This is a genomic window from Aquabacterium sp. (assembly GCF_036279655.1).
In the GTDB taxonomy this organism is placed as follows: Bacteria; Pseudomonadota; Gammaproteobacteria; order Burkholderiales; family Burkholderiaceae_C; genus Aquabacterium.
Genome location: NZ_DASUIT010000048.1, coordinates 17,976 through 43,431, shown reverse-complemented (window position 1 = coordinate 43,431; position 25,456 = coordinate 17,976). Strand labels below are relative to the sequence as shown.

22 protein-coding genes are annotated in these 25,456 nt (G+C 64.6%); 3 read left to right on the top strand and 19 right to left on the bottom strand.

Translation table 11 applies throughout. The features are described 5' to 3' along the window. Position 1: 1 nt before the first annotated feature. The 14 genes from VFW84_RS05445 to leuC form a co-directional block, all read right to left on the bottom strand. Positions 2 to 532, bottom strand: coding sequence for a CvpA family protein (locus tag VFW84_RS05445; protein ID WP_329679424.1), 531 nt, complete (start codon positions 530 to 532; stop codon positions 2 to 4). A gap of 5 nt (positions 533 to 537) precedes the next feature. After that, entirely contained in the window at positions 538 to 1,425 is an 888-nt protein-coding gene (locus tag VFW84_RS05440) for an SPOR domain-containing protein (protein WP_329679423.1), read from the bottom strand. 59 nt (positions 1,426 to 1,484) lie between these two features. Then, a complete protein-coding gene (gene folC / locus VFW84_RS05435; protein ID WP_329679422.1) occupies positions 1,485 to 2,852 on the bottom strand; it encodes a bifunctional tetrahydrofolate synthase/dihydrofolate synthase in 1,368 nt (455 codons plus the stop codon). A 91-nt stretch (positions 2,853 to 2,943) separates the two neighbouring features. Further along, positions 2,944 to 3,816, bottom strand: coding sequence for an acetyl-CoA carboxylase, carboxyltransferase subunit beta (accD, locus tag VFW84_RS05430; RefSeq protein WP_329679421.1), 873 nt, complete (start codon positions 3,814 to 3,816; stop codon positions 2,944 to 2,946). Between the two features lie 2 nt (positions 3,817 to 3,818). Next, entirely contained in the window at positions 3,819 to 4,646 is an 828-nt protein-coding gene (gene trpA, locus VFW84_RS05425) for a tryptophan synthase subunit alpha (protein ID WP_329679420.1), read from the bottom strand. A gap of 1 nt (position 4,647) precedes the next feature. Beyond that, entirely contained in the window at positions 4,648 to 5,892 is a 1,245-nt protein-coding gene (gene trpB / locus VFW84_RS05420) for a tryptophan synthase subunit beta (protein ID WP_329679419.1), read from the bottom strand. Next, on the bottom strand, positions 5,870 to 6,583 hold the full coding sequence (locus tag VFW84_RS05415; protein WP_329679418.1) for a phosphoribosylanthranilate isomerase: 714 nt from the start codon (positions 6,581 to 6,583) through the stop codon (positions 5,870 to 5,872). Before VFW84_RS05415 ends, trpB begins: the two co-directional genes overlap by 23 nt. A gap of 55 nt (positions 6,584 to 6,638) precedes the next feature. After that, complete coding sequence (gene truA, locus VFW84_RS05410) at positions 6,639 to 7,577, bottom strand: tRNA pseudouridine(38-40) synthase TruA (RefSeq protein ID WP_329679433.1); 939 nt, start codon at positions 7,575 to 7,577, stop codon at positions 6,639 to 6,641. Between the two features lie 11 nt (positions 7,578 to 7,588). Next, a complete protein-coding gene (locus VFW84_RS05405; protein ID WP_329679417.1) occupies positions 7,589 to 10,366 on the bottom strand; it encodes a FimV/HubP family polar landmark protein in 2,778 nt (925 codons plus the stop codon). A 276-nt stretch (positions 10,367 to 10,642) separates the two neighbouring features. Continuing rightward, positions 10,643 to 11,776, bottom strand: a complete 1,134-nt coding sequence (gene asd, locus VFW84_RS05400) for an aspartate-semialdehyde dehydrogenase (protein WP_414638901.1) — start codon at positions 11,774 to 11,776, stop codon at positions 10,643 to 10,645. A 56-nt stretch (positions 11,777 to 11,832) separates the two neighbouring features. After that, a complete protein-coding gene (gene leuB / locus VFW84_RS05395; protein WP_329679432.1) occupies positions 11,833 to 12,909 on the bottom strand; it encodes a 3-isopropylmalate dehydrogenase in 1,077 nt (358 codons plus the stop codon). A gap of 20 nt (positions 12,910 to 12,929) precedes the next feature. After that, the gene (leuD, locus tag VFW84_RS05390; RefSeq protein WP_329679415.1) at positions 12,930 to 13,577 is read right to left on the bottom strand and encodes a 3-isopropylmalate dehydratase small subunit; all 648 of its coding nucleotides are present in this window, start codon (positions 13,575 to 13,577) and stop codon (positions 12,930 to 12,932) included. A 7-nt stretch (positions 13,578 to 13,584) separates the two neighbouring features. Further along, positions 13,585 to 13,713 (bottom strand): entericidin A/B family lipoprotein, encoded by a 129-nt coding sequence (locus tag VFW84_RS05385; protein ID WP_329679414.1) that lies wholly within the window; start codon positions 13,711 to 13,713, stop codon positions 13,585 to 13,587. A gap of 31 nt (positions 13,714 to 13,744) precedes the next feature. After that, positions 13,745 to 15,154: a 3-isopropylmalate dehydratase large subunit gene (gene leuC, locus VFW84_RS05380; protein ID WP_329679413.1), complete on the bottom strand. Its 1,410-nt coding sequence runs from the start codon at positions 15,152 to 15,154 to the stop codon at positions 13,745 to 13,747. 265 nt (positions 15,155 to 15,419) lie between these two features. Between leuC and VFW84_RS05375 the strand changes: the two genes are divergently transcribed. Continuing rightward, positions 15,420 to 16,016: a PEP-CTERM sorting domain-containing protein gene (locus VFW84_RS05375; RefSeq protein ID WP_329679412.1), complete on the top strand. Its 597-nt coding sequence runs from the start codon at positions 15,420 to 15,422 to the stop codon at positions 16,014 to 16,016. 99 nt (positions 16,017 to 16,115) lie between these two features. On the opposite strand, the gene VFW84_RS05370 is transcribed toward VFW84_RS05375, so the two are convergent. Next, positions 16,116 to 16,835: a mobilization protein gene (locus VFW84_RS05370; protein WP_329679411.1), complete on the bottom strand. Its 720-nt coding sequence runs from the start codon at positions 16,833 to 16,835 to the stop codon at positions 16,116 to 16,118. 225 nt (positions 16,836 to 17,060) lie between these two features. Between VFW84_RS05370 and VFW84_RS05365 the strand changes: the two genes are divergently transcribed. Together VFW84_RS05365 and VFW84_RS05360 are read left to right on the top strand one after the other, a co-directional pair. Beyond that, entirely contained in the window at positions 17,061 to 20,774 is a 3,714-nt protein-coding gene (locus VFW84_RS05365; RefSeq protein ID WP_329679410.1) for a hypothetical protein, read from the top strand. Between the two features lie 16 nt (positions 20,775 to 20,790). Then, on the top strand, positions 20,791 to 21,138 hold the full coding sequence (locus tag VFW84_RS05360; RefSeq protein ID WP_329679409.1) for a hypothetical protein: 348 nt from the start codon (positions 20,791 to 20,793) through the stop codon (positions 21,136 to 21,138). 59 nt (positions 21,139 to 21,197) lie between these two features. Here the strand turns inward: VFW84_RS05360 and VFW84_RS05355 are convergent, their stop codons facing one another. The 4 genes from VFW84_RS05355 to sdhA form a co-directional block, all read right to left on the bottom strand. Continuing rightward, the gene (locus tag VFW84_RS05355) at positions 21,198 to 22,508 is read right to left on the bottom strand and encodes a citrate synthase (RefSeq protein ID WP_329679408.1); all 1,311 of its coding nucleotides are present in this window, start codon (positions 22,506 to 22,508) and stop codon (positions 21,198 to 21,200) included. A gap of 90 nt (positions 22,509 to 22,598) precedes the next feature. After that, positions 22,599 to 22,889, bottom strand: coding sequence for a succinate dehydrogenase assembly factor 2 (locus VFW84_RS05350; RefSeq protein ID WP_329679431.1), 291 nt, complete (start codon positions 22,887 to 22,889; stop codon positions 22,599 to 22,601). Positions 22,890 to 22,942: 53 nt separating this feature from the next. Next, positions 22,943 to 23,650, bottom strand: coding sequence for a succinate dehydrogenase iron-sulfur subunit (locus VFW84_RS05345; RefSeq protein WP_329679407.1), 708 nt, complete (start codon positions 23,648 to 23,650; stop codon positions 22,943 to 22,945). 30 nt (positions 23,651 to 23,680) lie between these two features. Further along, on the bottom strand, positions 23,681 to 25,453 hold the full coding sequence (gene sdhA / locus VFW84_RS05340) for a succinate dehydrogenase flavoprotein subunit (RefSeq protein ID WP_329679406.1): 1,773 nt from the start codon (positions 25,451 to 25,453) through the stop codon (positions 23,681 to 23,683). Positions 25,454 to 25,456 lie beyond the last annotated feature (3 nt).

The window sequence follows — 25,456 nt, the reverse complement described above, 5'->3', positions numbered from 1 at the left end:
ATCAGGCCGCCTTGGGCAACAGCTCGACCACCTCGTCTGGCAAGACCGGCCTCAGCGCGTCAAGCACGACGCGCAACCAGGGCACCGCCCGAGAGGCCTGCCAGGGGGCCCATTGGGTCATGGGCGTCATGCTGACCAGGGTGAAGACCACCAGGGCCACCAGCATGCCGCGCATCAATCCGAACACGGCGCCCAGCAGGCGGTCGGCACCACTCAGACCCGAAGCACGCACGATCTCTCGCACCGCCCAGGACAGCACCGCCCAACCCAGCCAGACCGCCACAAACACCACCATCATGCCCGCAAGCGCATTCACGCGCGTGCCAGGCTCGCCCACCGGCACCCAGGCCCCCGCCTCGGGGCCCCACCACTGGGCAGAAAAATAGGCCACGCCCCACCCCATCAGGGAGAGCACTTCTCGCAACAAGCCGCGCCACACGCCCACCAGCATCGACAAGAGCAGCCCGATGCCCAGCACCAGGTCCACGATGGACCAGGCCTGAGCGGCTGCCTCTTGAACTCCGGTGTCCACAGCAATCACAGGGTCAGCAAGTTACCCACGACGCCTGCCTTGCGCAGGGTGGCCATGGCCTTGTCCGCCTCGGCCTTGGAGGCGTAGGGGCCGATGCGCACACGGATCTTCTTGCCCGCTGGCGTGTCCACCGCCTGGGTGTAAGTCTTGATGCCCAGACGCTCGACCTTCATGCGGGCCGTGTGCGCCGAGGGGCCATCACTGAAGGCCCCCACCTGGACGATGTAGCGGGTGTCTGGCGTGGCTTTGGGATCCGCCTTGGCCTCGGCCGGCTTGGCCTCGGGCTTGACAGGCGCCTTGGCCACAGCCACGGGCTTGGCGGGCGCCACCACCGGTTTGGAGGCCACCGCCTTGGTCACTGCTTCAGGCTTGGCTGGCGGCTTGGGTACCGGCTTGGGCACCACCGCGACCTTGACGGGCGCCGACGCCTTGGCCTGCGCCGGACGAGGCAGCACGGGTGCCGGTTTGGGCACGATCACCGGCTTGACCTCGACCGGCCTGGCGACCACCGGTGGACGCGCTTCAGGTGCGATCTCGGGGCGGGATGCGATCACCTCCTCGGCGTCTGCCTGCTCGGGAACCACCACGACGGGAGGACGCTGCGGCTCCACCACGGCCACACGGGTCTCACGGGTCACGGCGGACGGGCTCACGGCGGCCACCGGTGCCGACGCAGCCGCACTGACCACCTGCACGTCATGCGACAGGGGGCGCGGCTGTGTTTCGAACAACCAGGGGAAGCCGATCACACCCACGCCCACCAGCACGGCCATGCCGATCATGCGTCGGCGCGCCCGGACGCGGGCCTGCTCGATGTCCGCAGATGACAGTGGCGCCGGCGGTGGAACCGGTGCACCGGATCGGAAGCGCTGGAGGAAGTTGGGCAGCGGCATGCTCGGCGGGTGTCAACAAGTGATCGGTGGCGGGGCGGTCTGAGGCAACAGCAAACGCTTCAGTCCTGGGCGGCGTCGCTCGGCATGTGGGGCGCATTGAGACGGGGCAAGCCCTCGTGCAACACACCGCCCACGGTGAAAAACGAACCGAAAACCAGGATTCTATCTGCCGGGTCCGCCGCAGCGAGTGCCGCATGCAGCGCAGCCATGGGATCAGGGTGGGTGCTGATGGCAGGCTTGGGCGCGGTCGCAGGCCCCGGCTGGGCGCTCACCGCCTGCACGATATCAGCCAGTTGCACCGCCGACGCCGCGCGGGGTGTGGGCAGATCACAGCAATACCAGGCATCGACCAGCAGGCGCAGTTTCTCGACCATGCCCGCCATGTCCTTGTCGGCCATGGCCCCCCAGACCACATGGGTGCGCGGGAAAAAGCCCATCTGATCCAGATTGACGGCCAGGGTGGCCGCCGCATGGGGGTTGTGGGCCACGTCCAGGATCAAGGTGGGCTGCCCCGGCACGATCTGGAAGCGCCCGGGCAACTCCACCGTGGCCAGCCCCGTGCGCACAGCCTGCGCCGACACGGGCAGGCGCACCCGCTGCGACTCCAGTGCTGCCAGCACGCCCGAGGCGTTGAGCAACTGATTGGCGCCCCGCAGCGAGGGGTAGCCCATGCTGTTGAAACGCTTGCTGCGCCCGCCCCAGGACCACTGCTGACGATCACCCGCGTAGTTGTGGTCGCGCCCGAAAAGCCAGAGATCCGCCCCCAGGGCCTCGGCATGCTCGACCACGCTGCGCGGCGGCTGCGGATCGGACACCACCGCCGTGCGGCCCGCGCGCATGATGCCCGCCTTCTCGCGGCCGATGGCCTCGCGGTCCGGGCCCAGGTAGTCCATGTGGTCCAGATCGATGCTGGTGATGATGGCGCAATCGGTGTCGATGATGTTGACCGCATCCAGGCGCCCACCCAGCCCCACTTCGAGGATGACGGCATCCAGATCGGCCTGCGCCATGGCCGACAGGATGGCCAGGGTCGTGAACTCGAAATAGGTCAGGGGCGTGCCGCCCCGTGCCTGCTCGACCGCTTCGAAATGCGGCAGCAGGGCCTCGGCACGGATGAGCTCGCCATGGAGGCGGCAACGCTCCTCGAAATGCACCAGGTGGGGCGATCCGTAGACCCCCGTGCGGTAACCCGCCGACAGCAAGATGCGCTCGAGCATGGCGCAGGTCGAGCCCTTGCCATTGGTGCCCGCCACGGTGAACACCACGGGGCCCTCGCCTGCTTCGTCCTGTCCCATGGGGGTGCCCAGGCGAACGCCCATGCGCTGCCAGACCTCGGCCACGCGGGCCAGGCCCAGCTCGATCTCGGTGGTGTGCAGTCGTTCGCAATGGCTGAGCCATTGTGCGAGGGAGGCAAAACGTGAACTCATGGGGTCCAAGGATCAAGACAGAAGGGGGGCTGGAAAGCATCACGGGCTGCCCTGGAGCAGCCCGTGTCGGAGGTGGCGCGAGCCCTGCGGGTCAGACCAGGGCGTCAGCGGGTTGGCGCAGCAACATGGCCAACTGGCGCGCGACGGCCAGGCGCATCTCGCGACGATCGATGATCATGTCGATGGCCCCTTGCTGCATCAGGAACTCGGCCCGCTGGAAGCCCTCAGGCAGCTTCTCGCGCACGGTGTTCTCGATCACGCGGGGGCCGGCAAACCCGACCAGGGCCTTGGGCTCGGCGATCACGACATCCCCGACAAACGCGAAACTGGCCGACACCCCACCCATGGTGGGATCGGTCAGCACGCTGATGTAAGGCAATTTGGCCTTGGCCAGGCGCGTCAGGGCCGCATTGGTCTTGGCCATCTGCATCAGGCTCAACAGGCCTTCCTGCATGCGCGCGCCGCCCGTGGCAGTGAAGGACACAAAGGGCGTCTTCTGGTCCACGGCCATCTCGACGCCGCGCACGAAGCGCTCACCCACGACCGAGCCCATGGAGCCGCCCATGAAGTCGAACTCGAAACAGGCCGCCACCAGGGCGATGCCATGCACCGAGCCCCCCATGACGATCAGCGCATCGGTCTCGCCGGTGGCTTCCATGGCCTGCTTGAGGCGATCGGGGTACTTCTTGCTGTCGCGGAACTTGAGGGCATCGACCGGCAGGACTTCCTGACCGATCTCGAAGCGGCCTTCGGCATCCAGGAAGGCATCCAGACGGGCCCGCGCGCCGATGCGGTTGTGGTGACCGCACTTGGGACAGACATTGAGGTTGGCCTGCAGATCGTTCTTGTAGAGCACGGTCTCGCAGGTTGGGCATTTGGTCCACAGACCCTCGGGCACCGTGCGGCGCTCGGCCGGATCGGTGGGCTGGATCTTGGGGGGGAGCAGTTTCTCAAGCCAACTCATGCTCAGGCTCCTTTCAGGGAATCGAGCGCCGACCGGATGTCGGCAATGAAACGTCCGGCCGCAGGCACCACGGTATCACGCGACTGCTCTTCCAGCAATTGCACGATGCGGGAGCCGATCACGACAGCGTCGGACACCGCCGCCACCGCCTTGGCCGTCTCGGCATCACGGATGCCGAAACCCACGCCCACGGGAATGTGAACGTGCTTCTTGATCAAGGGCACCATCCGGGCCACGGCATCCGTGTCCAGGTGGCCCGCCCCCGTCACGCCCTTGAGCGAGACGTAGTAGACATACCCGGCGGCCACACGACCGACGGCGGCCATGCGCTCCTCTGAGGAGGTGGGGGCCAGCAGGAAGATGGGGGCCAGATTGTGGGCCTTCATCGCCGCAGCAAAAACCTCGCACTCTTCGGGCGGATAGTCCACCACCAGCACACCGTCCACGCCGGCGGCCTGTGCATCGCGCACGAAGGCATCGGCACCATGGCGCTGGTCGTAATGCTCGATCGGGTTGGCATAACCCATCAGCACCACGGGGGTCTGGCTGTTGCGTGTGCGAAAACGCTTGACGTCCTTGAGCACGTCGGCCAGCGAAATGCCATGGGTCAGCGCCCGCTCGGCGGCACGCTGGATCACCGGGCCATCGGCCATGGGATCGGAGAAGGGCACGCCCAGCTCGATCACGTCGGCGCCGGCATCGGCCATGGCCCACATCAGCTCGGGGGTCAGGTCAGGATAGGGGTCACCACAGGTGATGAAGGGGATCAGGGCCTTGCGGCCTGCCGCGCCCAGGGCCGCCAGGGCGGTGTCGATGCGGTTCGCGCTCATTTCACAGGCCCCCTTTGACGGACTGCCCACGGCAGGAGGGGCGGCAGAAGAACTCGGCGCCGGTCAGATCGGCCACGGTGCCGATGTCCTTGTCACCACGACCGGACAAGTTGACCAGGATGTGCTGATCCGGGCGCATGGTGGCCGCCAGTTTCATGGCGTGAGCCACGGCATGGCTGGACTCCAGCGCGGGGATGATGCCTTCGGTACGGCACAGGCGGTGGAAGGCCTCCAGGGCCTCCTTGTCGGTGATGCCGACATACTCCGCACGGCCGATGTCCTTGAGGTAGGCGTGCTCGGGGCCCACGCCGGGGTAATCCAGACCGGCGGAGACCGAATGCGTTTCGGTGATCTGGCCGTTCTCGTCCTGCAGCAGGTAGGTGCGGTTGCCATGCAGCACGCCGGGCGTGCCCAGTTGCAGCGACATCGAATGCTTGCCGCTGGCCGCGCCCTCGCCCGCAGCCTCGACACCGATCAGGCGCACGTTCTCGTGCGGGATGTAGGGATAGAAGATGCCCATGGCATTGCTGCCACCCCCCACGCAGGCAATGACGGCATCGGGTTGACGGCCGATCTTCACGGGCATCTGCTGCAGGCACTCCTGACCGATGATGCTCTGGAAGTCGCGCACCATGGCGGGGTACGGCGAGGGGCCCGCCACCGTGCCGATGATGTAGAAGGTGTTCTCGACGTTGGTGACCCAGTCACGCATCGCTTCGTTGAGCGCGTCCTTGAGGGTCTTGCTGCCAGATTCGACCGGCACAACCTTGGCGCCCAGCAAGTGCATGCGGTAGACATTGGGCGACTGGCGCTTGACGTCCTCGCTGCCCATGTAGACCACGCACTCCATGCCGTAGCGGGCACAGATGGTCGCCGTGGCCACCCCATGCTGGCCCGCACCGGTTTCGGCGATCACGCGGGGCTTGCCCATGCGCTTGGCCAGCAGGGCCTGACCGATGGTGTTGTTGACCTTGTGCGCGCCCGTGTGATTGAGGTCTTCACGCTTGAGGTAGATCTGGGCGCCGCCCAGTTCACGGCTCAGGCGCTCGGCGTGGTAGATCGGGCTGGGGCGCCCCACAAAGTCTGCCAACTCCTTCTTGAACTCGGCGATGAACTCCGGGTCGTGACGGTAGTGCTCATAGGCGTTCTTGAGTTCATCGAGCGCATGGATCAGCGTCTCGGACACGAAGGTGCCGCCATAAGGGCCGAAGTGGCCGCGAGCGTCAGGCTGGTCGTATTTCAACATGTGGTTGATCTTTGGAATCTTGATCCGCGCGGAGCATCGCCAACTCAGCACAGCGCTGATCGGCCGCCCGCACGGCCTGACAAAACTGGCGCATCAGCGCCGCATCCTTGAGCCCCTTGCCTGCCTCGACGCCGGAACTCACATCCACCCCCCAGGGGCGCACCTGAATCACGCCCTCGGTGACATTGCCGGGGTGCAGCCCGCCCGACAGGATCATCGGCAGGGGCAGTTGCCGGGGCAACAAGGACCAGTCGAACACCTTCCCGCCGCCACCGTAGCCGTCGACATGGGCATCGACCAGCATGGCCTGGGCGTCCGGGAACTGCTGGCTGAAGTTTAACAAATCGAAACCGGGGGCCATGCGCGCCGCCCGCAGATAGGCCTGACCGCCGCGCCGACACTGCTCGGGCGTCTCGTCACCGTGGAACTGCAGCACCCCCTGGGGCACCGCCTGGCGCGCTGCCTGAACGGCCTCGTCCGAGGCGTTCACCAGCAAAAGCACAGGAGTGACAAAGGGTGGAAGGCGTTTCGCGAGGTCTGCGGCACGGGCAGCGCTCACGAAACGGGGGCTTTTTTCATAAAGCACAAAACCCAGGGCGTCGGCGCCCGCAGACACGGCGGCATCCACATCGGCTTCGCGGGTGAGTCCGCAAATCTTGATGCGGGTGCGGTGATCGGGCGGGAGAGACATCCGGGCGATGATGGCGTGGACAGGCACACCAACAGTAGAGACACGTCAGATTGTCTCAAAAAACCGGCAAGCAGCCCAGCGCCGGGGTGACGTTGGGCAATCCCCAGGCAGGGTCATAGCGCGGCCCCAGGAAATACAGGCCATCCGCAGCAAAGGTGGGTGCCGCCACCTCACGGCGCCGAGCCTCCAGCACCTGGCGCATCCAGTCGGGCGAGCGCGTACCCGAACCGACCGCGATCAGGCAGCCCATGATGTTGCGGATCATGTGGTGCAAAAAGGCCTGCCCTTCGAAATCGAAACGCCAGTACACGCCCTGCCCTCCCAGAGCCGCCATGGGCCCCGAGCCGACCGGCGGGCACACATCGGGCTGCGCCGCGTCCGGAGAGGAAGGCACCACCGGTCGCCGCGGGTCGGGCCCACGCGTGATGCGGATCTCGCGCAGCAACTTGACCGGCGTGGGTGACTGACACTGAGACGAGCGGAAGCTGCTGAAATCGTGCTCGCCGATCAGCATGGCCGCCGCCTCCTGCATCGCCGCCAGATCCAGCGGCTTGAACACCCAGCCCACCTGCCCGGATTCCAGGGCGGGCCGCACAGGAGCCTGCAGCAGGATGTAGGCATATCGGCGCCCCTGGGCGCTGTTGCGGGCGTGGAAGCGATCGTCCACCTCGACCGCCCATTGCACGGCGATATCGGGCGGCAGAAAGGCATTGGTGCCTCGCACCCAGGAAAAGGGCTCGCGCGCCAGCGGGGTGTCCAGGTGCACCACCTGGTTGATGCCATGCACACCGGCATCGGTTCGCCCTGCGCACATCACCGACACCGGCTGGGCCGCGAACGCACTCAGGGCCCGCTCCAGCGCGTCCTGCACCGTGCGGCCGTCGCTCTGGCTCTGCCAGCCCCGATACGCCGTGCCTCGATAAGAAACGCCAAGGGCGACCCGGCGGGTCGCCCTCGGCGCGGGCGTCGCAGCGCCCGCAGAGGCATCCAACATCCCTTGGGACATCAGCTCAGATTGTCAAGCATGGCTTGTGCCTTGGCTCGGGTGGCGCCTTCGGCCGTGGCGATGACCTCTTGCAGCAACTCGCGCGCACCGTCCACATCACCGATGTGGCGGAACTCTTCAGCCAGCTCCAGCTTGCGCGCCAGCGGATCGGCCGCTTCGTCGACCGACACGCCCGCATCAGCGAACGGATCATCCACTGCGGGCAGTTCGAGCTCCGCGGCTGCGGCGGCAGCCGGTGCGGGTGCCGCTACCGGTTCGTCCAGGTCCAGGCTGATGCTGGACATGTCGAAAGCCGGCGGCTCCGGCGCCACGGGTGCAGGTGCAGGGGCCGGCGCGGGGGCCGGAGCCTCCACAGGCGGCAGATCAAAGTCCAGGGACAGATCCGGTGAGGCGGCAGGCACAGGTGCGGCCACTTCGGCCGGCATCTCCAGAGGTGGCAGATCTCCCAGATCGTCAGCCGGTTGCGGCGCCGAGATCGGGGCCTCATCCAGCGCTGCGGGCACGGAGATGTCCAGATCCAGATCCATGTCCTCAGCCGGTGCAGGCTGCGGCACAGGCTCCATGGCATGCAATGGCGGCATCTCGGAGACCGGCACCGTGCTGGCACCCAGAGGCTCCTGGTAGGCCGGCTCGGGCGTCATGCTGGACACTGGCTGACCGCCAGGTTGATACAGCGGGTTCTCGGGATCGATGCTCAAGCCCATTTCCTGGGCATGCAACCACTCTTCGCCCTGACCGGAGGTCAGTGCATAGAGCTGCGTGGCCAACTGCTCAAAGCCCTTGGTGTCACGACGCTTGGCATAGACCTCCAGCAGCTTGGTTCGGATGGCCAGGCGATCCGGGTTGCTGCGCAGAGCTTCCTTGAGGATTTCCTCGGCCTGCAGGTCACGGCCATAGGCCAGATAGACATCGGCCTCCGCCACGGGATCGACATCGCCAATGGCATCGAGCTGGCTGAGCGAATAGCTCATGGACGACGGACCACCGGTCGCATCGCGTGTGTCCACGCGTTGACCGCCGCTGGCACCGAAGAAGGAATCGGGCTGCAGACGGCTTTCCAGGAAGGAGGTCTCTGCACCATCCGGACGGCGACGCGAGCGCAGGTACAGACCCAGACCGGCGATGGCCGCCACCACGGCACCGGCACCTGCCAGCAAAGCCGGGTTGACCGAGTCGAAGAAGCCAGGAGTCTCGGGTTCGGGCTCAGGCACAGGGATCTGGACCGGCTTGGGCAGCGTTGGCACGATCGCCTCGGGTGCCGATGCCACAGGCAGCGAAGCCGCATCGGCCACCACGGTGGCCGCACCGGAGGCAGCCATGGCTGGCTCGGACGCTGGCAGCGAGGCGGGTGCCGACGGTGGCACCGGAGCCGGAGCCGGAGCGGGAACTGGCGCGGGGATGGGCGCTGGCGCGGGTGAAGGCGCAGGCTTCACCACCGGCGCGGGTGGCGGGACTGGCGCAGGCTTGGGCACCGGCGCCGGCGTAGGCGCGGGCTTGGACGCAACGACCGGCGCAGGTGCCGGCTTGGGCGCCACCACGGGCGCAGGAGCCGGAGCCGGCTTGACCTGTTCCTTGAGCTTGCGCAGATCATCCAGGTTGCGCGACAACTCGGCCACACGGGTACCGCTGTCCTTCTTGGCACGGTCCTTGGCCAGTTGATCTTCAGCGCCAGGCTGCTTGCCCGTTGCCATGCCACCCTTGCTCAGGGTCAGCTTGTCTGGCGTCGGCGCAGCGGCCTGCTTGCGGTCCTGCACCTCGGCCTCGACCTTGCCGGCAGCCTGACGCTGCTGCGTCGGGGCCACCGACTCGGTCACGCCAGCAGCCATGCGCTGACGGAATGCGGCGAAATCGGCGCTCTGCGCGATGATGACCTGGCGGGCTTCGGCCGGAGACACCGACTTGGCCTTGTCGGCGTCGGGCACATTGAGGACCACCCCGGACTTGAGGCGGTTCATGTTGTCGCCCACAAAAGCCTGGGGGTTGGAGCGGTACAGACCCACGATCATCTGATCCAGGGCCACGCCGGGGGTCAAGGTGCGCTCGGCGATCTGAGACAGGGAATCACCCGGACGCACACGGACCGAACGGCCTTGCGCATCGCTCATGGGCGCTGACGCCGGCACGACAGCGGGCTTGGGCGCCGGTGCAGGTGCGGGGGCAGCGGCCTTGACCGGTGCCGACGCCACGGAAGCCGCCGGCGCGGGCTTGGCCACCGGGCGCTGTGGCGCCCGGACCGGTGCAGCCACGGGAGCCGGGGCCGGCGCCACGGCAGGTGAAGGGGCAGGTGCAGGAACCGGAGCCGCCACAGGTGCGGGGGCGGGTGCCGGTGCAGGCGGTGCGTCCATGACAGGCGCCGTCATCGCCGGCGCAGTGTTGGCTCGCGGCACGGGAGGATCGAACAGCAGCGTGTACTCACGCACCAGACGCCCCGACGACCAGGCCAGATCCAGAATGGCATCCACGAAGGGCTCGGACACGGCCCGATCGCTGCTCAGGCGCAGGTAGGAGCGGCCATCGGCCCGGCGTTGCAGGGTGATGTTGGTTGCGCCCAGCACCGGGTTGAAGTCCACCCCGGCTGCCCGGTAGGTCTCCGGACTGGCCACGCGGGCTTGCAAGGACGAAGCCTCGTCCGCCGTGATGCTGGTGATGTCGATTTCCGCTCGCAGCGGTTCACCCAGCGCCGACTGGACATTCAGCCGCCCCAGGCCCAGAGCCCAGGATGCAGCAGGTGCCAGCGACAAGGCAGAAAAGGCCGCAGCAAGGGCGACCTTTTTCACAGTGAACGGCAAGCCAGATGGCGAGGGTTCAGCCCCCGCAGACAACGATCGATCTTTCAAAGCGTCCCCCGAGTCGTCTCAGCCCGAGGGGTACAAAGGCCCGCGACGCTAGACGATAGAAGAAATCACAATAGCATCAAGCAGATAGGGTGACAAGCTCACGCAAATACTGATCAGTGATTTGCGAGGCTGTCACCCCTAACTACAGGAGCCCACAGGCGGCCATTGTCGCCCCACGGCAACATGCCACCGTCACAACTTGTTTCAGCGCGCCGTTCAGGCGTCCAGCAAGATGCGCAGCATGCGGCGCAGAGGTTCTGCCGCGCCCCACAGCAACTGGTCACCAATGGTGAATGCACCGACGTACTCGGGGCCCATGGCCAGCTTGCGCACACGCCCCACGGGAATGGTCAGCGTGCCGGTCACGGCCACCGGCGTGAGGTCACGGATGGAGGCCTCGCGGGTGTTGGGCACCACCTTGGCCCAAGGGTTGTCGGCAGCGATCATGGCCTCGATCTCGGCCACAGGCACGTCCTTCTTGAGCTTGAAGGTCAGGGCCTGGCTGTGGCAGCGCATGGCACCGATGCGGACACAGAAACCATCGACCGGCACGGCAGGCGAACCAAAGCCCTCGCCCTGCCCCAGGATCTTGTTGGTTTCGGCCATGCCCTTCCACTCTTCCTTGGACTGGCCATTGCCCAGATCCTTGTCGATCCAGGGGATCAGGGAGCCACCCAGGGGCACGCCAAAGTTGGCGGTCTCGGCTTCGGTCAGCGAGCGCTGCTTGGCGATGATCTTGCGATCGATCTCCAGGATGGCGCTCTTGGGGTCGTCCAGCAGCGAGCGCACTTCGGCGTTCAGGGTGCCGAACTGGGTCAGCAGCTCGCGCATGTGCTGCGCGCCGCCACCCGATGCGGCCTGGTAGGTCTGCGTGGACATCCACTCGACCAGGCCGGCCTTGTACAGGGCCCCCACGCCGATCAGCATGCAGCTGACCGTGCAGTTGCCGCCGATCCAGTTCTTGCCGCCGCTGGCCAGCGAGTTCTTGATCACCGGCATGTTGACGGGATCGAGCACGATCACGGCGTCATCTTTCATGCGCAGGGTCGAGGCGGCATCGATCCAGTGGCCATTCCAGCCGGCCGCGCGCAGCTTGGGGAAGACCTCGGTCGTGTAGTCACCCCCCTGGGCGGTGATGATGATGTCGCAGCGCTTGAGCGCGTCGATGTTGTAGGCGTCTTGCAGCGTGGTTTCGTTCTTGGCCATCGACGGGGCCTTGCCGCCCGCGTTCGAGGTGGAGAAGAACAAAGGCTCGATCAGGGCGAAATCGCCCTCGGCCTGCATGCGGTCCATCAGGACCGAGCCGACCATGCCGCGCCAACCGACCAGACCAACCAATTTCGTTGCCATCATGTGTCCTTATCTATGTGCCTCAGGGGTGTTCTTGGGGGACGCTCGGGGGCGCCTTATTGCGCCTTGAGCGCGGCCACCACGGCCTCGCCCATCTGGGCGGTGCCGACCTTGGTCGTGCCTTCGCTGTAAATGTCGGGCGTGCGCAGGCCCTGCTCCAGCACGCTCTGCACAGCGCGCTCGATGCGGCCAGCAGCCTCTTCCTGGTTCAGGCTGAAGCGCAGCATCATGGCCGCGCTCAGGATGGTGGCCAGGGGGTTGGCCACGCCTTTGCCGGCGATGTCCGGGGCCGAGCCATGGCTGGGCTCGTACAGGCCCTGGCCCTTGGCGTTCAGCGAGGCCGAAGGCAGCATGCCGATCGAGCCCGTCAGCATGGCCGCAGCGTCCGAGAGGATGTCGCCAAACAGATTGCCGGTGAAGAGCACGTCGAACTTCTTGGGCGCCTTGACCAGTTGCATCGCGGCGTTGTCCACGTACATGTGATCCAGCTCGATGTCGGGATACTGGGCATGCACCTCGGTGACCACGTCCTTCCAGAACTGGAAGGTCTCCAGCACATTGGCCTTGTCCACGCTGGTGACACGCTTGTTGCGCTTGCGGGCCGCCTGGAAGGCCACGTGGGCGATGCGCTCGATCTCCGGGCGCGAATAGCGCATGGTGTCAAAGCCCTCTTGCGCGCCTTTGAACTCGCCATCGGGTGCCTCACGGCGGCCGCGGGGCTGACCGAAGTACACGTCGCCGGTCAGCTCTCGGATGATGAGGATGTCCAGACCCGCCACCAGCTCGGGCTTGAGGCTGGACGCATGGGTCAGTTGCGGATAGCAGATGGCCGGGCGGAAATTGGCGAACAGGCCCATGTTCTTGCGCAGGCCCAGGATGGCCTGCTCGGGACGCAGGGGGCGGTCCAGCTTGTCGTACTTCCAGTCACCCACCGCACCGAACAGCACGGCGTCGGACTCCATGGCCAGCTTCAGGGTGTGCTCGGGCAGCGGGTGACCGTGCGCGTCGTACGCGGCACCGCCGACCTTGGCTTCCTCCATCTCGAAAGGCAGGTCCAGGACCTGAAGGACCTTGACCGCCTCCGTGACGATTTCGGAACCAATGCCGTCACCCGGCAACACAGCAATCTTCATGACCATGGGAAATACTCAGTTCAAACAATGCGGTGGTTCAACCAGGGCTTCTGGGCCAGGCGCTCGGCCTCGAAGGCCTTGATCTTGTCGGCATGACGCAGGGTCAGACCGATGTCGTCAAAGCCGTTGAGCAGGCAGAACTTGCGGAAAGGCTGCACGTCAAAGGGCAGCTCGCTGCCGTCCGCCGTGATCACGACCTGCTTTTCCAGATCGATGGTGAGCTGGTAGCCAGGAAAGGCAAACACTTCATTGAACAGCTTGTCGACTTGCGGCTCGGAGAGCTGGATGGGCAGCAGGCCGTTCTTGAAGCAGTTGTTGAAGAAGATGTCGGCGAAGCTGGGGGCGATCACGGCGCGGAAACCGTACTGATCCAGCGCCCAGGGCGCATGCTCACGACTGGAGCCACAACCGAAGTTCTTGCGGGCCAGCAGGATCGAGGCGCCCTGATAGCGCTCCTGGTTGAGCACGAAATCCGGGTTGGGCTTGCGCGTGGCGGGGTCCTGGCCGGGCTCGCCCGCGTCCAGGTAGCGCCACTCATCGAACAGATTGGGGCCAAAACCGGTGCGCTTGATGGACTTCAGGTACTGCTTCGGGATGATGGCGTCGGTGTCGACGTTTTCCCGGTCCATCGGAGCGACCAGCCCCTTGTGGATGCGAAAGGCTTGCATGGTGTGATTACTTCTTCGACGCACCGGAGATCGCGTCTCCGGCCTTCTGGATGTCCTGACCCATGCCGTGCATGGTGTTGCAACCGGTCAGGGCCACCACGGCAACAGCGGCCATCAGAAAAACGATACGCTTCATGAGAGTTCTCCAACAGGGTTGATACGGTGGTTCAGGAAATGCGACGCACGTCGACAAAATGGCCCTGCATCGCTGCAGCGGCGGCCATCGAGGGGCTCACCAGGTGGGTGCGGCCACCCGCGCCCTGACGGCCTTCGAAGTTGCGGTTGCTGGTGGACGCACAGCGCTCACCGGGCTCGAGACGATCGGCGTTCATGGCCAGGCACATGGAGCACCCCGGCTCACGCCATTCAAAGCCAGCCGCCTTGAAGATCTGGTCCAGACCTTCACGCTCGGCCTGCTCCTTGACCAGACCGGAGCCCGGCACGACCAGCGCCAGCTTCACGTTGGACGCAATGCGCCCCCCGATGTGCTTGACCACCTCGGCCGCCGCGCGCATGTCTTCGATGCGCGAGTTGGTGCACGAACCGATGAAGACCTTGTCGATACGGATGTCGCTGATGGCCTTGTTGGGCTCCAGCGCCATGTAAGTCAGTGCCCGCTCCATGGCCGAGCGCTTGACGGGGTCCTTTTCCTTGTCCGGATCGGGCACGCGGTCATTGACGCCCACCACCATCTCGGGCGAGGTGCCCCAACTGACCTGGGGCTGAATCTCGTCGGCGTTGAGTTCGACGATGGCGTCCCAGTGCGCATCCGGATCGGAATGCAAGGTGCGCCAGTAGGCCACGGCCTGCTCCCACTCGACGCCTGTGGGCGTGAAGGGGCGGCCCTTGACGTATTGGATGGTGGTGTCGTCCACCGCCACCAGGCCCGCGCGCGCGCCGCCTTCGATGGCCATGTTGCACACCGTCATGCGGCCTTCCATGCTCAGGGCACGGATGGCGCTGCCAGCGAACTCGATGGTGTAGCCCGTGCCGCCGGCCGTACCGATCTTGCCGATGATGGCCAGCACGATGTCCTTGGCGGTGCAGCCCTTGCCCAGGGTGCCTTCGACCTTGACCAGCATGTTCTTGGCCTTCTTGGCCAGCAGGGTCTGCGTGGCCATGACGTGCTCGACCTCGGAGGTGCCGATGCCATGAGCCAGTGCGCCAAAGGCGCCATGCGTGGACGTGTGGCTGTCGCCGCAGACCACGGTCATGCCAGGCAGCGTGGCGCCCTGCTCGGGGCCGATGACGTGCACGATGCCCTGGCGCTTGTCACCCATCTTGAACTGGGTGATGCCGAAACGATCGCAGTTCTGGTCCAGGGTGTCGACCTGCAGCTTGGAGATCGGGTCCTTGATGCCATCGCGGCGGTCGGTCGTGGGCACATTGTGGTCGCTCACAGCCAGATTGGCCGACAGGCGCCACAGCTTGCGGCCAGCGATGTCCAGGCCTTCAAACGCCTGGGGGCTGGTCACTTCATGCAGCAGTTGACGGTCGATGTACAGCACGGCGGTGCCGTCATCTTCGGTGTGGACGACGTGTTCGTCCCAGAGCTTGTCGTAGAGGGTGCGTCCCATGGTGGCAGCGGGCCCCTTTCAAGGGCAGGAGTGAGGGCAACAGTGGGAAAGATGTCGATTTTAAGTCATGCGCCGGCACCCACTGTTCAGGGGGGCATTCCCCCCTAGCCTTTGGGGTGGCTGCATCGCGCCAAGCCACTTACAGTCCTTTACAAGGCTGAATACGATCAGGGATCAGGCGCGGGCTTGCCGTCCACGCCACGCGTTGTCCACGAAGGATCCTTGGGCGAGCCTTGCTGACCCATCAACCACTCGAGGATTCAACATGATCAAGAAAATTGCTGCCATTGCCGCTTTCGTGGCACTGAGCCCGGCCATGTCCCAAGCCGCCACGACCACCGTGGACTTCAACGATGGCACCGATGGCGCTGTCGTGAGCAGCTTCTACGCCGCTCAGGGCGTGACCTTCTCCAACGCCTCATGGACCAGCACGTTCGGCCTGCCTGGCTCGTCCAACCCCCTGGGCATCCGCAGCACCGATGGCGGCTTCCAGTGGTTCAGCAGCAACCCCCTGATCGCCACCTTCTCCGGCAACGTCACCTCGGTGAGCATTGTGGGCATCGACGTGGGCTCCAACGGCCTGCAGATCAATGCCTATGACGCCATCTCCGGCGGCAGCCTGGTGAGCACGTCTCAGGTGTTCGGCTCCAATGTGGGTGTGGGCGAGTTCTACACCGTGGGTGCATCCGCCTCGCTGATCAAGCGCATTGAGATCTTCCAAGTCCAGAACATCACTGGCGACGGCATCTTGCTAGACAACCTGGAGTTCACCACCTCCGCCGTCCCCGAGCCCGGTTCGCTGGCCCTGGTCGGCGCAGGCCTGGCCACCCTGGCCTTCGCTCGCCGCCGCCGTCAAGGCTGAGCCCAGCATGCCGGGCAGTGCCTGGCGTGAACCCAGCCGGACAGCCCTGTCCGGCTTTTTTGTGCCTGCCCTTGATTCGCCTCCTTGGCGACACGGCACTCAGGCCTCCGCCTTGGCAATCTCCGCAAAGGCGTGGCCAAGCCACATCTTGACGCGCTGGCGGTCCATCATGCCCAACCCTGCACCGGCCCCATCGCTCTTGGCCGCCCAGAAGCTGCTGCTGCTCTCATCGATCTTCTGCACTGCAGCCTCGTGCAGCCGCTTGATCGTGATGACGGTGGCGCCCAGAGCCTGAGCGCGGGCCAGTTGCCCGGACTTCTCCAGCATGCTGAAGTCATCTCCCCGCAGTTGATTGAGCACCAGGACATAGCGCAAGCGCCCACCAAAGCGATCGAGCAGGCGGGTGAGCAGGTCCACCGAGTCACGCCCGGCGTCCATCACATGCCAGTAACACAGTGAAAAGCCCGACACATCGGCCATGTCGAGCACGCCCGAGTCATCCATCCACTCAAGCAGTGGCGCATGCGTCTGGGCCGCCAGGTCCACCAGCACCCGGCGACCGGGCTGCTCGACCGCGCTTTCGATGATCTGATCCAGCGCCTCGTAGCGATCCACCACGACGGGTGATGCGTAATCGGCGTAAAAGCGCATCAAGGCGCCATGCGATCGATCCGTGTCAAAGCCCACAAAAGGCAGATGCTGGTCGATGAAGTACTGCGCCAGCAGGCGCGAGACCATGGACTTGCCTACACCGCCTTTCTCTCCACCAATGAGGTGGACTCTGGAAGATGAGGTGGTTTCGAGCGTGGTGACGGGCATGGTGAGGCAAAGGGCAGTTGGCCGACATGGCCAGCATCACGTACGCAAGAGTCAAGCCACCGCTAGAGCAGCTCGTAGCCCGCGCTAGCGGGCCTTGATTCACCATCGTCCGCGCTCCCCTGTCCTATGGCTACCTCACCCAGCCTGCCCCCTCATTCGTCATGCTCGTGACACCCGCTCGCGCCCTACACTCAACGGCATCTCGATTTTCGTGCCTGATCGACCATGGACTACCCCAAAGTGCTGACCGCTGCAGACTGGGATAAGAAGAAGGGGGTGATCGCCAAGGCCCACGCCACGGGCATTGGCGACGCACTGAAAATACTGCAAAAAGCCTACGACGCTGTGGGCTGGTCTCAGTGCGACCCGTTACTCTGGACCAAGGCACATCCCACGGCCGATGCCTTCGAAAAAGCGCTTGACGGCCTGCTCAAGCAAGCCGAAGCCAAGATCAAGCCACTCAAGACCCAGGCCGACAAGGTCGAGTCACTGGCCAGCAAGTGGGCGCTCGCCTTCACCAAGGACAAGCTCGCGCCCAAGTCCGCGGCGCAAGCGGCCAAGGACGTGGCCGCAGCGGCTCAGACGCTGGGTAAAGCACTCACACCGTGGCTGGACCAGCTTGAGAAGCAGGCCAACGCCGTGCTGGCCAGGCTTCCGCAGCCCACGGAAGACGACGAGCCCAAGGACACACTGCTGTCGCCCGATTTCCTCAAAGCCAACATAGTGCGCTGTCGCAACAACGACGCGCTGAGGGCCAGCTTTGCCTATTGCCCACCGGGCAAGGACGGCGCCACCGCGTTCGCGGTACACACCAAGATTCCACCCAAGCGCCTGCTAGCCAAGCTGCGCGAAGCCTCGGGCGGGGAGAAAGGCGCCAGCGGCACCCTGCAGGTGCGCAATGGCGAGGTGCTGCTCACGGCCGACAGGGTGCTCACCGGCATGGCCAAACGTATCCGCAGCGTGTTGCTCGATGTCGGCCTTCGTTTCAAGGCCGTGCGCCTGATCGACGAATCGGGCACCGAACTCGACGCTGAAAACGACGACACCGAAACCTCCGACCTTTCGGCCATTGAGCAAGAGCTCAAGCAGATCACAGGCAGCGTGGCCGACGCGCTCAAGCGCGCCCCCAGCCTGAAAGCTGCACTGCTGGCGGCCGTGAGCGGCGTGCAGAACGCCGTCAAGCGCGACGATGCTGCCGCCGCCAAGATCGAACTCGCTCGCCTCAAGGCCCTGGTGGCGCCCCCCAAGACCAGCACCACCCCACCCGACCCCCAAGCCCCGGACAAGCCCTCAACGACGAGCTCGAACCTGGCCCATGAGGCCGCTTACGCCGGACGCAAGCGGCAACTGTCTGCGCCGCTCAAGGACGCCCTGATGCGGTCGGCGCTGGCCAAGGAGCTCAAGGCCCAGTTCATCCAGGCCGAAGCCCTGGCCAAGCAAGGCAAGTTCGACGAAGCCAACCAGGCCCTGGCCACGCTCGCAGATCGCCTGGACGCCATCGCCGCCGAAGATCAGCGCTTCAAAACCCAGGCCAAGTCCGTGCTGTCGGTGATCGACGAGTTCATCAAGACAGTGTCAGCCAAGAACCAGGAGCGGCTCAACAAGCTGAGAACGTTCGCCCTGAGCAAGTTCCAGGCGGGCGAATACGACGCTGCCCACAAGGCCCTGCAGGAACTGCCCAGACTGGCCAGCGCCATCAGGAAAGAGTCGACACCGTCGAGCGTGGCCACAGACGACGAGGCGGCCGGCGAATTCCTGCGATCGATGAACGATGAGTCCGACTGGGGCAGCCAGAGCCAACTGATCGAAGAACTGCGCACCAAACTGGGCGCCCTCAAGGGCTGGGGCGAGCCCGACCACGACAGTCTGAAGGGCCCCTTCGAGCAGATGGAAGAAGCCGCCAAGGTGGGCCAATTCGGCAAAGCCCTGGAACTGCTGCTTGAGGTGAGCCCGAAAATCCTGCGCCGCCACGTGCAGTACCCCGCCCGCAAGGATTGGCTGGGTCGCGACGCCAAACGAACCGGTGCACAGGATGCCATCGACGATCTCGACACCCAGGGTGCCACCGAAGTGGCAGCACTGCGCTACGACCTGGCCTTTGCCCTGAGCCTGGGTCGACAGGAAAAATACATTGAAGCGGTGGCCAAGCTCGACAAGGTGCACAAGCGCGCCACCGACCTGCTGGCCCGCTACAAGAGCGACCCCGACTTCAAGCGCTGGGCCAGCCTGGACGGTCTGTTGCTGCAAGTCGGCGGGCAACTGGAACAGGCTGCCGAGTCCCTGAGCGATGTACTCAAACCGCCGCCCGCCATCATCGCCACGCGGAAGTCCGAACTGGCGGCCCTGCGTCTGGCGGCTCGCCACCAGCAGTTCGGCGATGCAAGTGATCAGTTGACCGCCCTGGCTCCGCTGGTGAAGACGCTGCACGACGCGTCCACCCACCTGTTGCGCCACCACTGGGCCATGAACGCGGTTTCGTCCCGCGTGGTCGGGGCCAATGCCATCGAACCCACCCCGCCGCTCGATGCCCTGGTCGCCACCTATCGGCAAGCCCGTGATGCGGCCAAGAACGCCACGACCCTGGCCAAGGCCTCGCAGCTCGATGGCCTGCGCGCCACCTTGCTGGCCCAACTGGACACTTTGCTCTCCGAGTTCGAACTGCTCACGCCCAAGCAACGTGCCAAGCAACCCGCGGCTGAAGGCGTTGCCTACATGGTCCAGCGTGACAAGCAGATCAAGCCCATGCTGAACATCATCTGGGCCAAGGACTTCCAGCCCATCACCGGGACCATGGAGACCTTACTCAAGAACTTCAACGCCAGCTACAAGGAAATGCTCGCCCTGGCCGACACGGGCAAGTACAAGGAAGCGATGACCAAGGGAGAACAGGTGCTGGAACTGGGGCGCCAGCTACAAGCCGCACGCACCCAGGCTGGCAAGGTCGGCCAGGCTTTCAACAAGCGATGGAGCCCCCTGGTCAAACGCATCGACGGGCTCAAGCAGCACATTGAGGGCCTGAGCCCCCCCCTTGCCAAAGAGCAGACCACCTACATGAAAGCCCTGCAGACGATGACCACGCTGCGATCAGCTGACCCCGTGGACTTTGCTGCCTGTCTGACCCACCTCAAGCAAAAGCTCGAACCTGCGCTCAAGGCGGCCCTGGCTCAAAAGGCAGAACAGACCCGCCTGGAGGTGGACCAAGCCAACGACACCGCTCAGGCCGAAACCCTCATCAAGGACAAACAGGACTGGGAAATCGAAGCCCTCCCTCCCGAGCAACGCGCCAAGCTGCTTCACAACCTGCGCAAAGGCTGGGGCAATCCACCGTCAGACGACAAGCGTGCGGCCCAGCGCAAGGTGTACGCGGCCACCCGGCTGGACGAAGACTTTCTGGCCTACGACAAGGAACAGCGCGGCAAGATCGTTGAATCATTCAAGGGTGACCAGGAACTCAAGACCGCGCAGACTGGCTGGGGCACCATCCCCTGGCCCGAGCGCCTCAAGCAATTGCAACGCGTGGCGAACGAGCAGTGCAAGGCCTATGACTTCGGTCCCCCACCTGTGGTCAAGCTGGTGGACCTGGGTGGCGACGCCGGCAGTGTGACCAATGGCTACTTTGACCCCAACACCAAGTGCATCGTGATCAACACCAACCCCTACAGCTCGGCCAATGACTTTGGCAAGGCGGTGGACCTGATCGTCCACGAGAACAGCCACTACTTCCAGGATCAGTTGACCTCAGGCATGATCGACGCAGGCAGTCGCGATAAACGACTGGTGGCGCAGACCGAGTTGTTTGCCATGAACAGCGAACCCGGTGGCTATGTGACATCGGGCGAAGCCCCCGGCGCCCACGCCGTGTACCAGCAACAGCCCCTGGAGGAGCACGCCCACCTTGCAGGCCCCAAGACCGCCCAAGCCATTCTGAAGGCCCTGTGAACACACAGGCCAGACCATGACCGACGACACCACCATGACGAGCGCCACCGCACCCCTGTTGCTGAACCTTACCGCCTTTGACGACGACGATGATGGCTGGACGGACCTGGGTCAGTTGACCCTGAGCGCCGACGGCTTGCTGAGCGTGAAAGCCATTACCGCCCCCACTGTTCGAGCAAAGGTGGAAGAGTTCGTGAAACTCACCAACGACAAACCCGGCCTGCACATGGACACAGCTCCCCTGCCAGGCAGCCCTCAGTTTGCGGTGGCGAGCCGCTTTATCGCGCGTGGCGAGCCGGACTTTCTGGCGGCGATCGTGGATTACGCGGACAAGTACTACGGCTGGACGGTGGAGGTGGGCTGAGGCGCGCACCCACAAAAAAACCCGGCCGAAGCCGGGTTTGATTCAGGGGATCCTGAGGCTCAACGCTGAGCGATGGGCTTGACGTCGCGCTTGTCAGCGCCAACGAACAGCTGACGGGGACGGCCGATCTTGTACTCGGGGTCGCCGATCATTTCGTTCAGTTGGGCAATCCAGCCCACGGTGCGAGCCAGGGCGAAGATGGCGGTGAACAGCTGCACAGGGATGCCGATGGCGCGCTGCACGATGCCGGAGTAGAAGTCGACGTTCGGGTACAGCTTGCGCGACACGAAGTATTCGTCTTCCAGGGCGATCTTTTCCAGGGCCATGGCCAGCTTGAACAGCGGGTCGTTCTGCAGACCCAGTTCGTTCAGCACTTCGTGGCAGGTTTCACGCATCAGCTTGGCGCGCGGGTCGTAGTTCTTGTACACGCGGTGACCGAAGCCCATCAGCTTGACACCGGAGTTCTTGTCCTTGACCTGGGCGATGAACTCACCGATCTTCTCGACGCCACCCTTCTTCTGGATCTCTTCCAGCATGGTGAGGGCTGCTTCGTTGGCGCCACCGTGAGCAGGGCCCCACAGGCAGGCCACGCCTGCGGCGATGGCGGCAAACGGGTTGGTGCCGGACGAGCCGCACAGACGCACGGTCGAAGTCGAGGCGTTCTGCTCGTGATCGGCGTGCAGGATGAAGATGCGGTCCATGGCGCGCACCAGCACGTCATTGACCTTGTACTCTTCGCACGGGGTCGCGAACATCATGCGCATGAAGTTCTCGGTGTACGACAGATCGTTCTTCGGGTACACGAAAGGCTGACCGACACCGTACTTGTAGGCCATGGCCACCAGGGTGGGCATCTTGGCGATCAGACGGATGGCGGCGACCTTGCGGTGCTCCGGGTTGTTGATGTCGGTGCTGTCGTGATAGAAGGCCGACAGCGCACCCACCAGACCGGTCATCACGGCCATGGGGTGAGCATCACGGCGGAAGCCGCGCAGGAAGAACTGCATCTGCTCGTTGACCATGGTGTGCTGCGACACCGTGTGCACAAACTCGCTCTTCTGGGTGCCGTTGGGCAGCTCGCCGTTCAGCAGCAGGTAGCAGGTTTCCAGGAAGTCGCAGTTGGTGGCCAACTGCTCGATGGGGTAGCCGCGGTACAGCAGCTCGCCCTTGTCGCCATCGATGTAGGTGATGGAGGAGTTACAAGAGGCGGTGGACAGGAAGCCGGGGTCGTAGGTGAACTTGCCGGTCTGGCCGTACAGCTTGCGGATGTCAATCACATCCGGGCCGACAGAACCCTTGTAGATGGGCAGTTCCATGCTGGGGCTGCCGTCAGAAAACGACAGGGTGGCTTTCACGTCGGACGGTGTCATGAGCACTCCTAGGGGTCGGTCTTGTGAGAAATATGATCGGAATGACTAGGGATTAACCTAAGTCGGCATTATGAACGCAGTCCATTCACTTCAGGCCATGGGCACACGCATCATTGACAGCACTTGTGCGACTTCCGGGCTGGCCACATCACCTTCAGGCTCCTTGCGGGCCAGCAGGAGATCGAGCAGATCGTTGTCAGACAGGTCCATCAGCTGAAGCAAGCCCTGGACCTGGTCGGTCGTCAGGCGGTCGCCGTGGGCTTCGAAGAAACGATCGATGAAAAGATCGTTCTCCAGCAGCCCCCGCCGACAACGCCAACGCAGGCGCCTCAGCACGTCCGGGTCCGGCGTCTGGCTGGCGTCAAGGGTGGGCGAGGTCATGGCGGTGGCGGACACGTGCGTGCAGTCTGAAGTGAAGGATGATCGTCAGGACATCAAACGGCGCGACGCACCATCAGTTCCTTGATCTTGCCAATGGCCTTGGTGGGGTTGAGACCCTTGGGGCACACGTCCACGCAGTTCATGATGGTGTGGCAACGGAACAGACGGTAGGGGTCTTCCAGATTGTCCAGGCGCTCGGCAGTGCCCTGGTCGCGGCTGTCCGCAATGAAGCGGTAGGCCTGCAGCAGACCGGCGGGGCCCACGAACTTGTCGGGGTTCCACCAGAAGCTGGGGCAGCTGGTCGAGCAGCTGGCACACAGGATGCACTCGTACAGGCCATCGAGCTCCTCGCGCTCTTCAGGCGACTGCAGACGCTCCTTGTCGGGCGGCGGCGTGTCGTTGATGAGGTAGGGCTTGATGGAGTCGTACTGCTTGAAGAACTGCGTCATGTCCACGAACAGGTCGCGGATCACGGGCAGACCCGGCAAGGGCTTGAGCACGATGGTCTGGGGCAGCGTGCGCATGTTGGTCAGGCAGGCCAGACCGTTCTTGCCGTTGATGTTCATCGCGTCCGAGCCGCACACGCCTTCACGGCAGGAGCGGCGGAACGAGATGGTGGGGTCCACCGCCTTGAGCTTGACCAGGGCGTCCAGCAGCATGCGCTCATTGCCGTCGAGTTCGATCTCGATGGTCTGCATGTAGGGCTTGGCATCCTTATCGGGATCGTAGCGGTAGATCTGGAAAGTGCGCTTTTGGCTCATGATGAATTCCTAATGACGTGTCGCTGACGATCAGAACGTACGGGCCTTGGGCGGCACGGATTCGGCCGTCAGGGGCTGCAGGTTGACCGGCTTGTAGTCCAGGCGGTTGCCTTGGGAATACCACAGCGAGTGCTTCATCCAGTTGTCGTCGTCGCGGTTGGGGAAGTCGTCATGGGCATGGGCGCCACGGCTTTCCGAACGGGCTGCGGCGGCCACCATGGTGGCTTGCGCGGCTTCGATCAGGTTCTCGACTTCCAGGGCCTCGATGCGGGCGGTGTTGAAGACCTTGGAGTTGTCCTTCAGACCGATGCTGCCCACGCGCTCACGCACGGCGGCGATGCGCTTGACGCCTTCGTCCATGGACTTCTGGGTGCGGAACACGCCGGCATGCTTTTGCATGGTGGCGCGGATCTCGTTGGCCACGTCCTGCGAGTACTCACCGTTCTTGGCGCTGTCCAGGCGAGCCAGGCGGGCCAGGGTCTGGTCAGCGGCGTCCTTGGGCAGGGGCTTGTGGTTCTTGGACTTGAGGTTGAAGTCGACGATGTGGTTGCCGGCAGCACGGCCGAACACCACCAGGTCGAGCAGCGAGTTGGTGCCCAGGCGGTTGGCACCGTGCACCGACACGCAAGAGCACTCACCTACTGCGTACAGGCCGTTGATGATCTCGTTGGGCTTGCCATTGGCCGGGATCACGACCTGACCGTGCACATTGGTGGGGATACCGCCCATCTGGTAGTGGATGGTGGGCACCACGGGGATCGGCTCCTTGGTGATGTCGACGTTGGCGAAGTTATGGCCAATTTCGAACACCGAAGGCAGACGCTTCATGATGGTCTCGGCGCCCAGGTGGGTCATGTCCAGCAGCACGTAGTCCTTGTTGGGACCACAGCCACGGCCTTCCTTGATTTCCTGGTCCATGGAGCGGGACACGAAGTCACGCGGGGCCAGATCCTTCAGGGTGGGGGCATAGCGCTCCATGAAGCGCTCGCCGTTGCTGTTGCGCAGGATCGCGCCTTCGCCACGGCAGCCTTCGGTCAGCAGCACGCCCGCGCCGGCCACGCCGGTGGGATGGAACTGCCAGAACTCCATATCCTCCAGGGGGATGCCGGCACGAGCGGCCATGCCCAGACCGTCGCCGGTGTTGATGAAGGCGTTGGTGGAAGCCTGATAGATGCGGCCGGCGCCACCGGTGGCGAACAGCACGGTCTTGGCATGCAGCACATGCACTTCGCCGGTTTCCATCTCGAGGGCGGTCACGCCCACGGCATCGCCCTCGGCATCACGGATGATGTCCAGGGCCATCCACTCGACGAAGAACTGGGTGCGGGCCTTGACGTTCTGCTGGTAGAGGGTGTGCAGCAGGGCGTGGCCGGTACGGTCAGCGGCCGCGCAAGCGCGTTGCACGGGCTTTTCGCCGTAGTTGGCGGTGTGGCCACCGAAGGGGCGCTGGTAGATGGTGCCGTCGGCATTGCGGTCGAACGGCATGCCAAAGTGTTCCAGCTCGTAGACCACCTTGGGGGCTTCACGGCACATGAACTCGATGGCGTCCTGGTCGCCCAGCCAGTCAGAGCCCTTGATGGTGTCGTAGAAGTGGTAGTGCCAGTTGTCTTCGGACATGTTGCCCAGCGAGGCACCGATGCCACCCTGGGCAGCGACGGTGTGCGAGCGTGTGGGGAAGACTTTGGACAGCACGGCCACGTTCAGGCCAGCCAGCGACAGTTGCAGCGAAGCGCGCATGCCCGAGCCACCGGCCCCGACAATCACGACATCAAACTTGCGGGTAGAAAGAGAGGTAGCGCTCATTTT

Coding starts and splice junctions, on each gene's coding strand:
- VFW84_RS05365 (WP_329679410.1), top strand. CDS start 17,061: ATGGACTACCCCAAAGTGCTGACCGCTGCAGACTGGGATAAGAAGAAG.
- VFW84_RS05385 (WP_329679414.1), bottom strand. CDS start 13,713: ATGAAGCGTATCGTTTTTCTGATGGCCGCTGTTGCCGTGGTGGCCCTG.
- truA (WP_329679433.1), bottom strand. CDS start 7,577: ATGTTGGATGCCTCTGCGGGCGCTGCGACGCCCGCGCCGAGGGCGACC.
- asd (WP_414638901.1), bottom strand. CDS start 11,776: ATGGCAACGAAATTGGTTGGTCTGGTCGGTTGGCGCGGCATGGTCGGC.
- VFW84_RS05440 (WP_329679423.1), bottom strand. CDS start 1,425: ATGCCGCTGCCCAACTTCCTCCAGCGCTTCCGATCCGGTGCACCGGTT.
- leuC (WP_329679413.1), bottom strand. CDS start 15,154: ATGGGACGCACCCTCTACGACAAGCTCTGGGACGAACACGTCGTCCAC.
- VFW84_RS05350 (WP_329679431.1), bottom strand. CDS start 22,889: ATGACCTCGCCCACCCTTGACGCCAGCCAGACGCCGGACCCGGACGTG.
- VFW84_RS05355 (WP_329679408.1), bottom strand. CDS start 22,508: ATGACACCGTCCGACGTGAAAGCCACCCTGTCGTTTTCTGACGGCAGC.
- leuB (WP_329679432.1), bottom strand. CDS start 12,909: ATGAAGATTGCTGTGTTGCCGGGTGACGGCATTGGTTCCGAAATCGTC.
- VFW84_RS05415 (WP_329679418.1), bottom strand. CDS start 6,583: ATGTCTCTCCCGCCCGATCACCGCACCCGCATCAAGATTTGCGGACTC.
- trpB (WP_329679419.1), bottom strand. CDS start 5,892: ATGTTGAAATACGACCAGCCTGACGCTCGCGGCCACTTCGGCCCTTAT.
- leuD (WP_329679415.1), bottom strand. CDS start 13,577: ATGCAAGCCTTTCGCATCCACAAGGGGCTGGTCGCTCCGATGGACCGG.
- trpA (WP_329679420.1), bottom strand. CDS start 4,646: ATGAGCGCGAACCGCATCGACACCGCCCTGGCGGCCCTGGGCGCGGCA.
- folC (WP_329679422.1), bottom strand. CDS start 2,852: ATGAGTTCACGTTTTGCCTCCCTCGCACAATGGCTCAGCCATTGCGAA.
- VFW84_RS05370 (WP_329679411.1), bottom strand. CDS start 16,835: ATGCCCGTCACCACGCTCGAAACCACCTCATCTTCCAGAGTCCACCTC.
- VFW84_RS05345 (WP_329679407.1), bottom strand. CDS start 23,650: ATGAGCCAAAAGCGCACTTTCCAGATCTACCGCTACGATCCCGATAAG.
- VFW84_RS05360 (WP_329679409.1), top strand. CDS start 20,791: ATGACCGACGACACCACCATGACGAGCGCCACCGCACCCCTGTTGCTG.
- sdhA (WP_329679406.1), bottom strand. CDS start 25,453: ATGAGCGCTACCTCTCTTTCTACCCGCAAGTTTGATGTCGTGATTGTC.
- VFW84_RS05375 (WP_329679412.1), top strand. CDS start 15,420: ATGATCAAGAAAATTGCTGCCATTGCCGCTTTCGTGGCACTGAGCCCG.
- accD (WP_329679421.1), bottom strand. CDS start 3,816: ATGAGTTGGCTTGAGAAACTGCTCCCCCCCAAGATCCAGCCCACCGAT.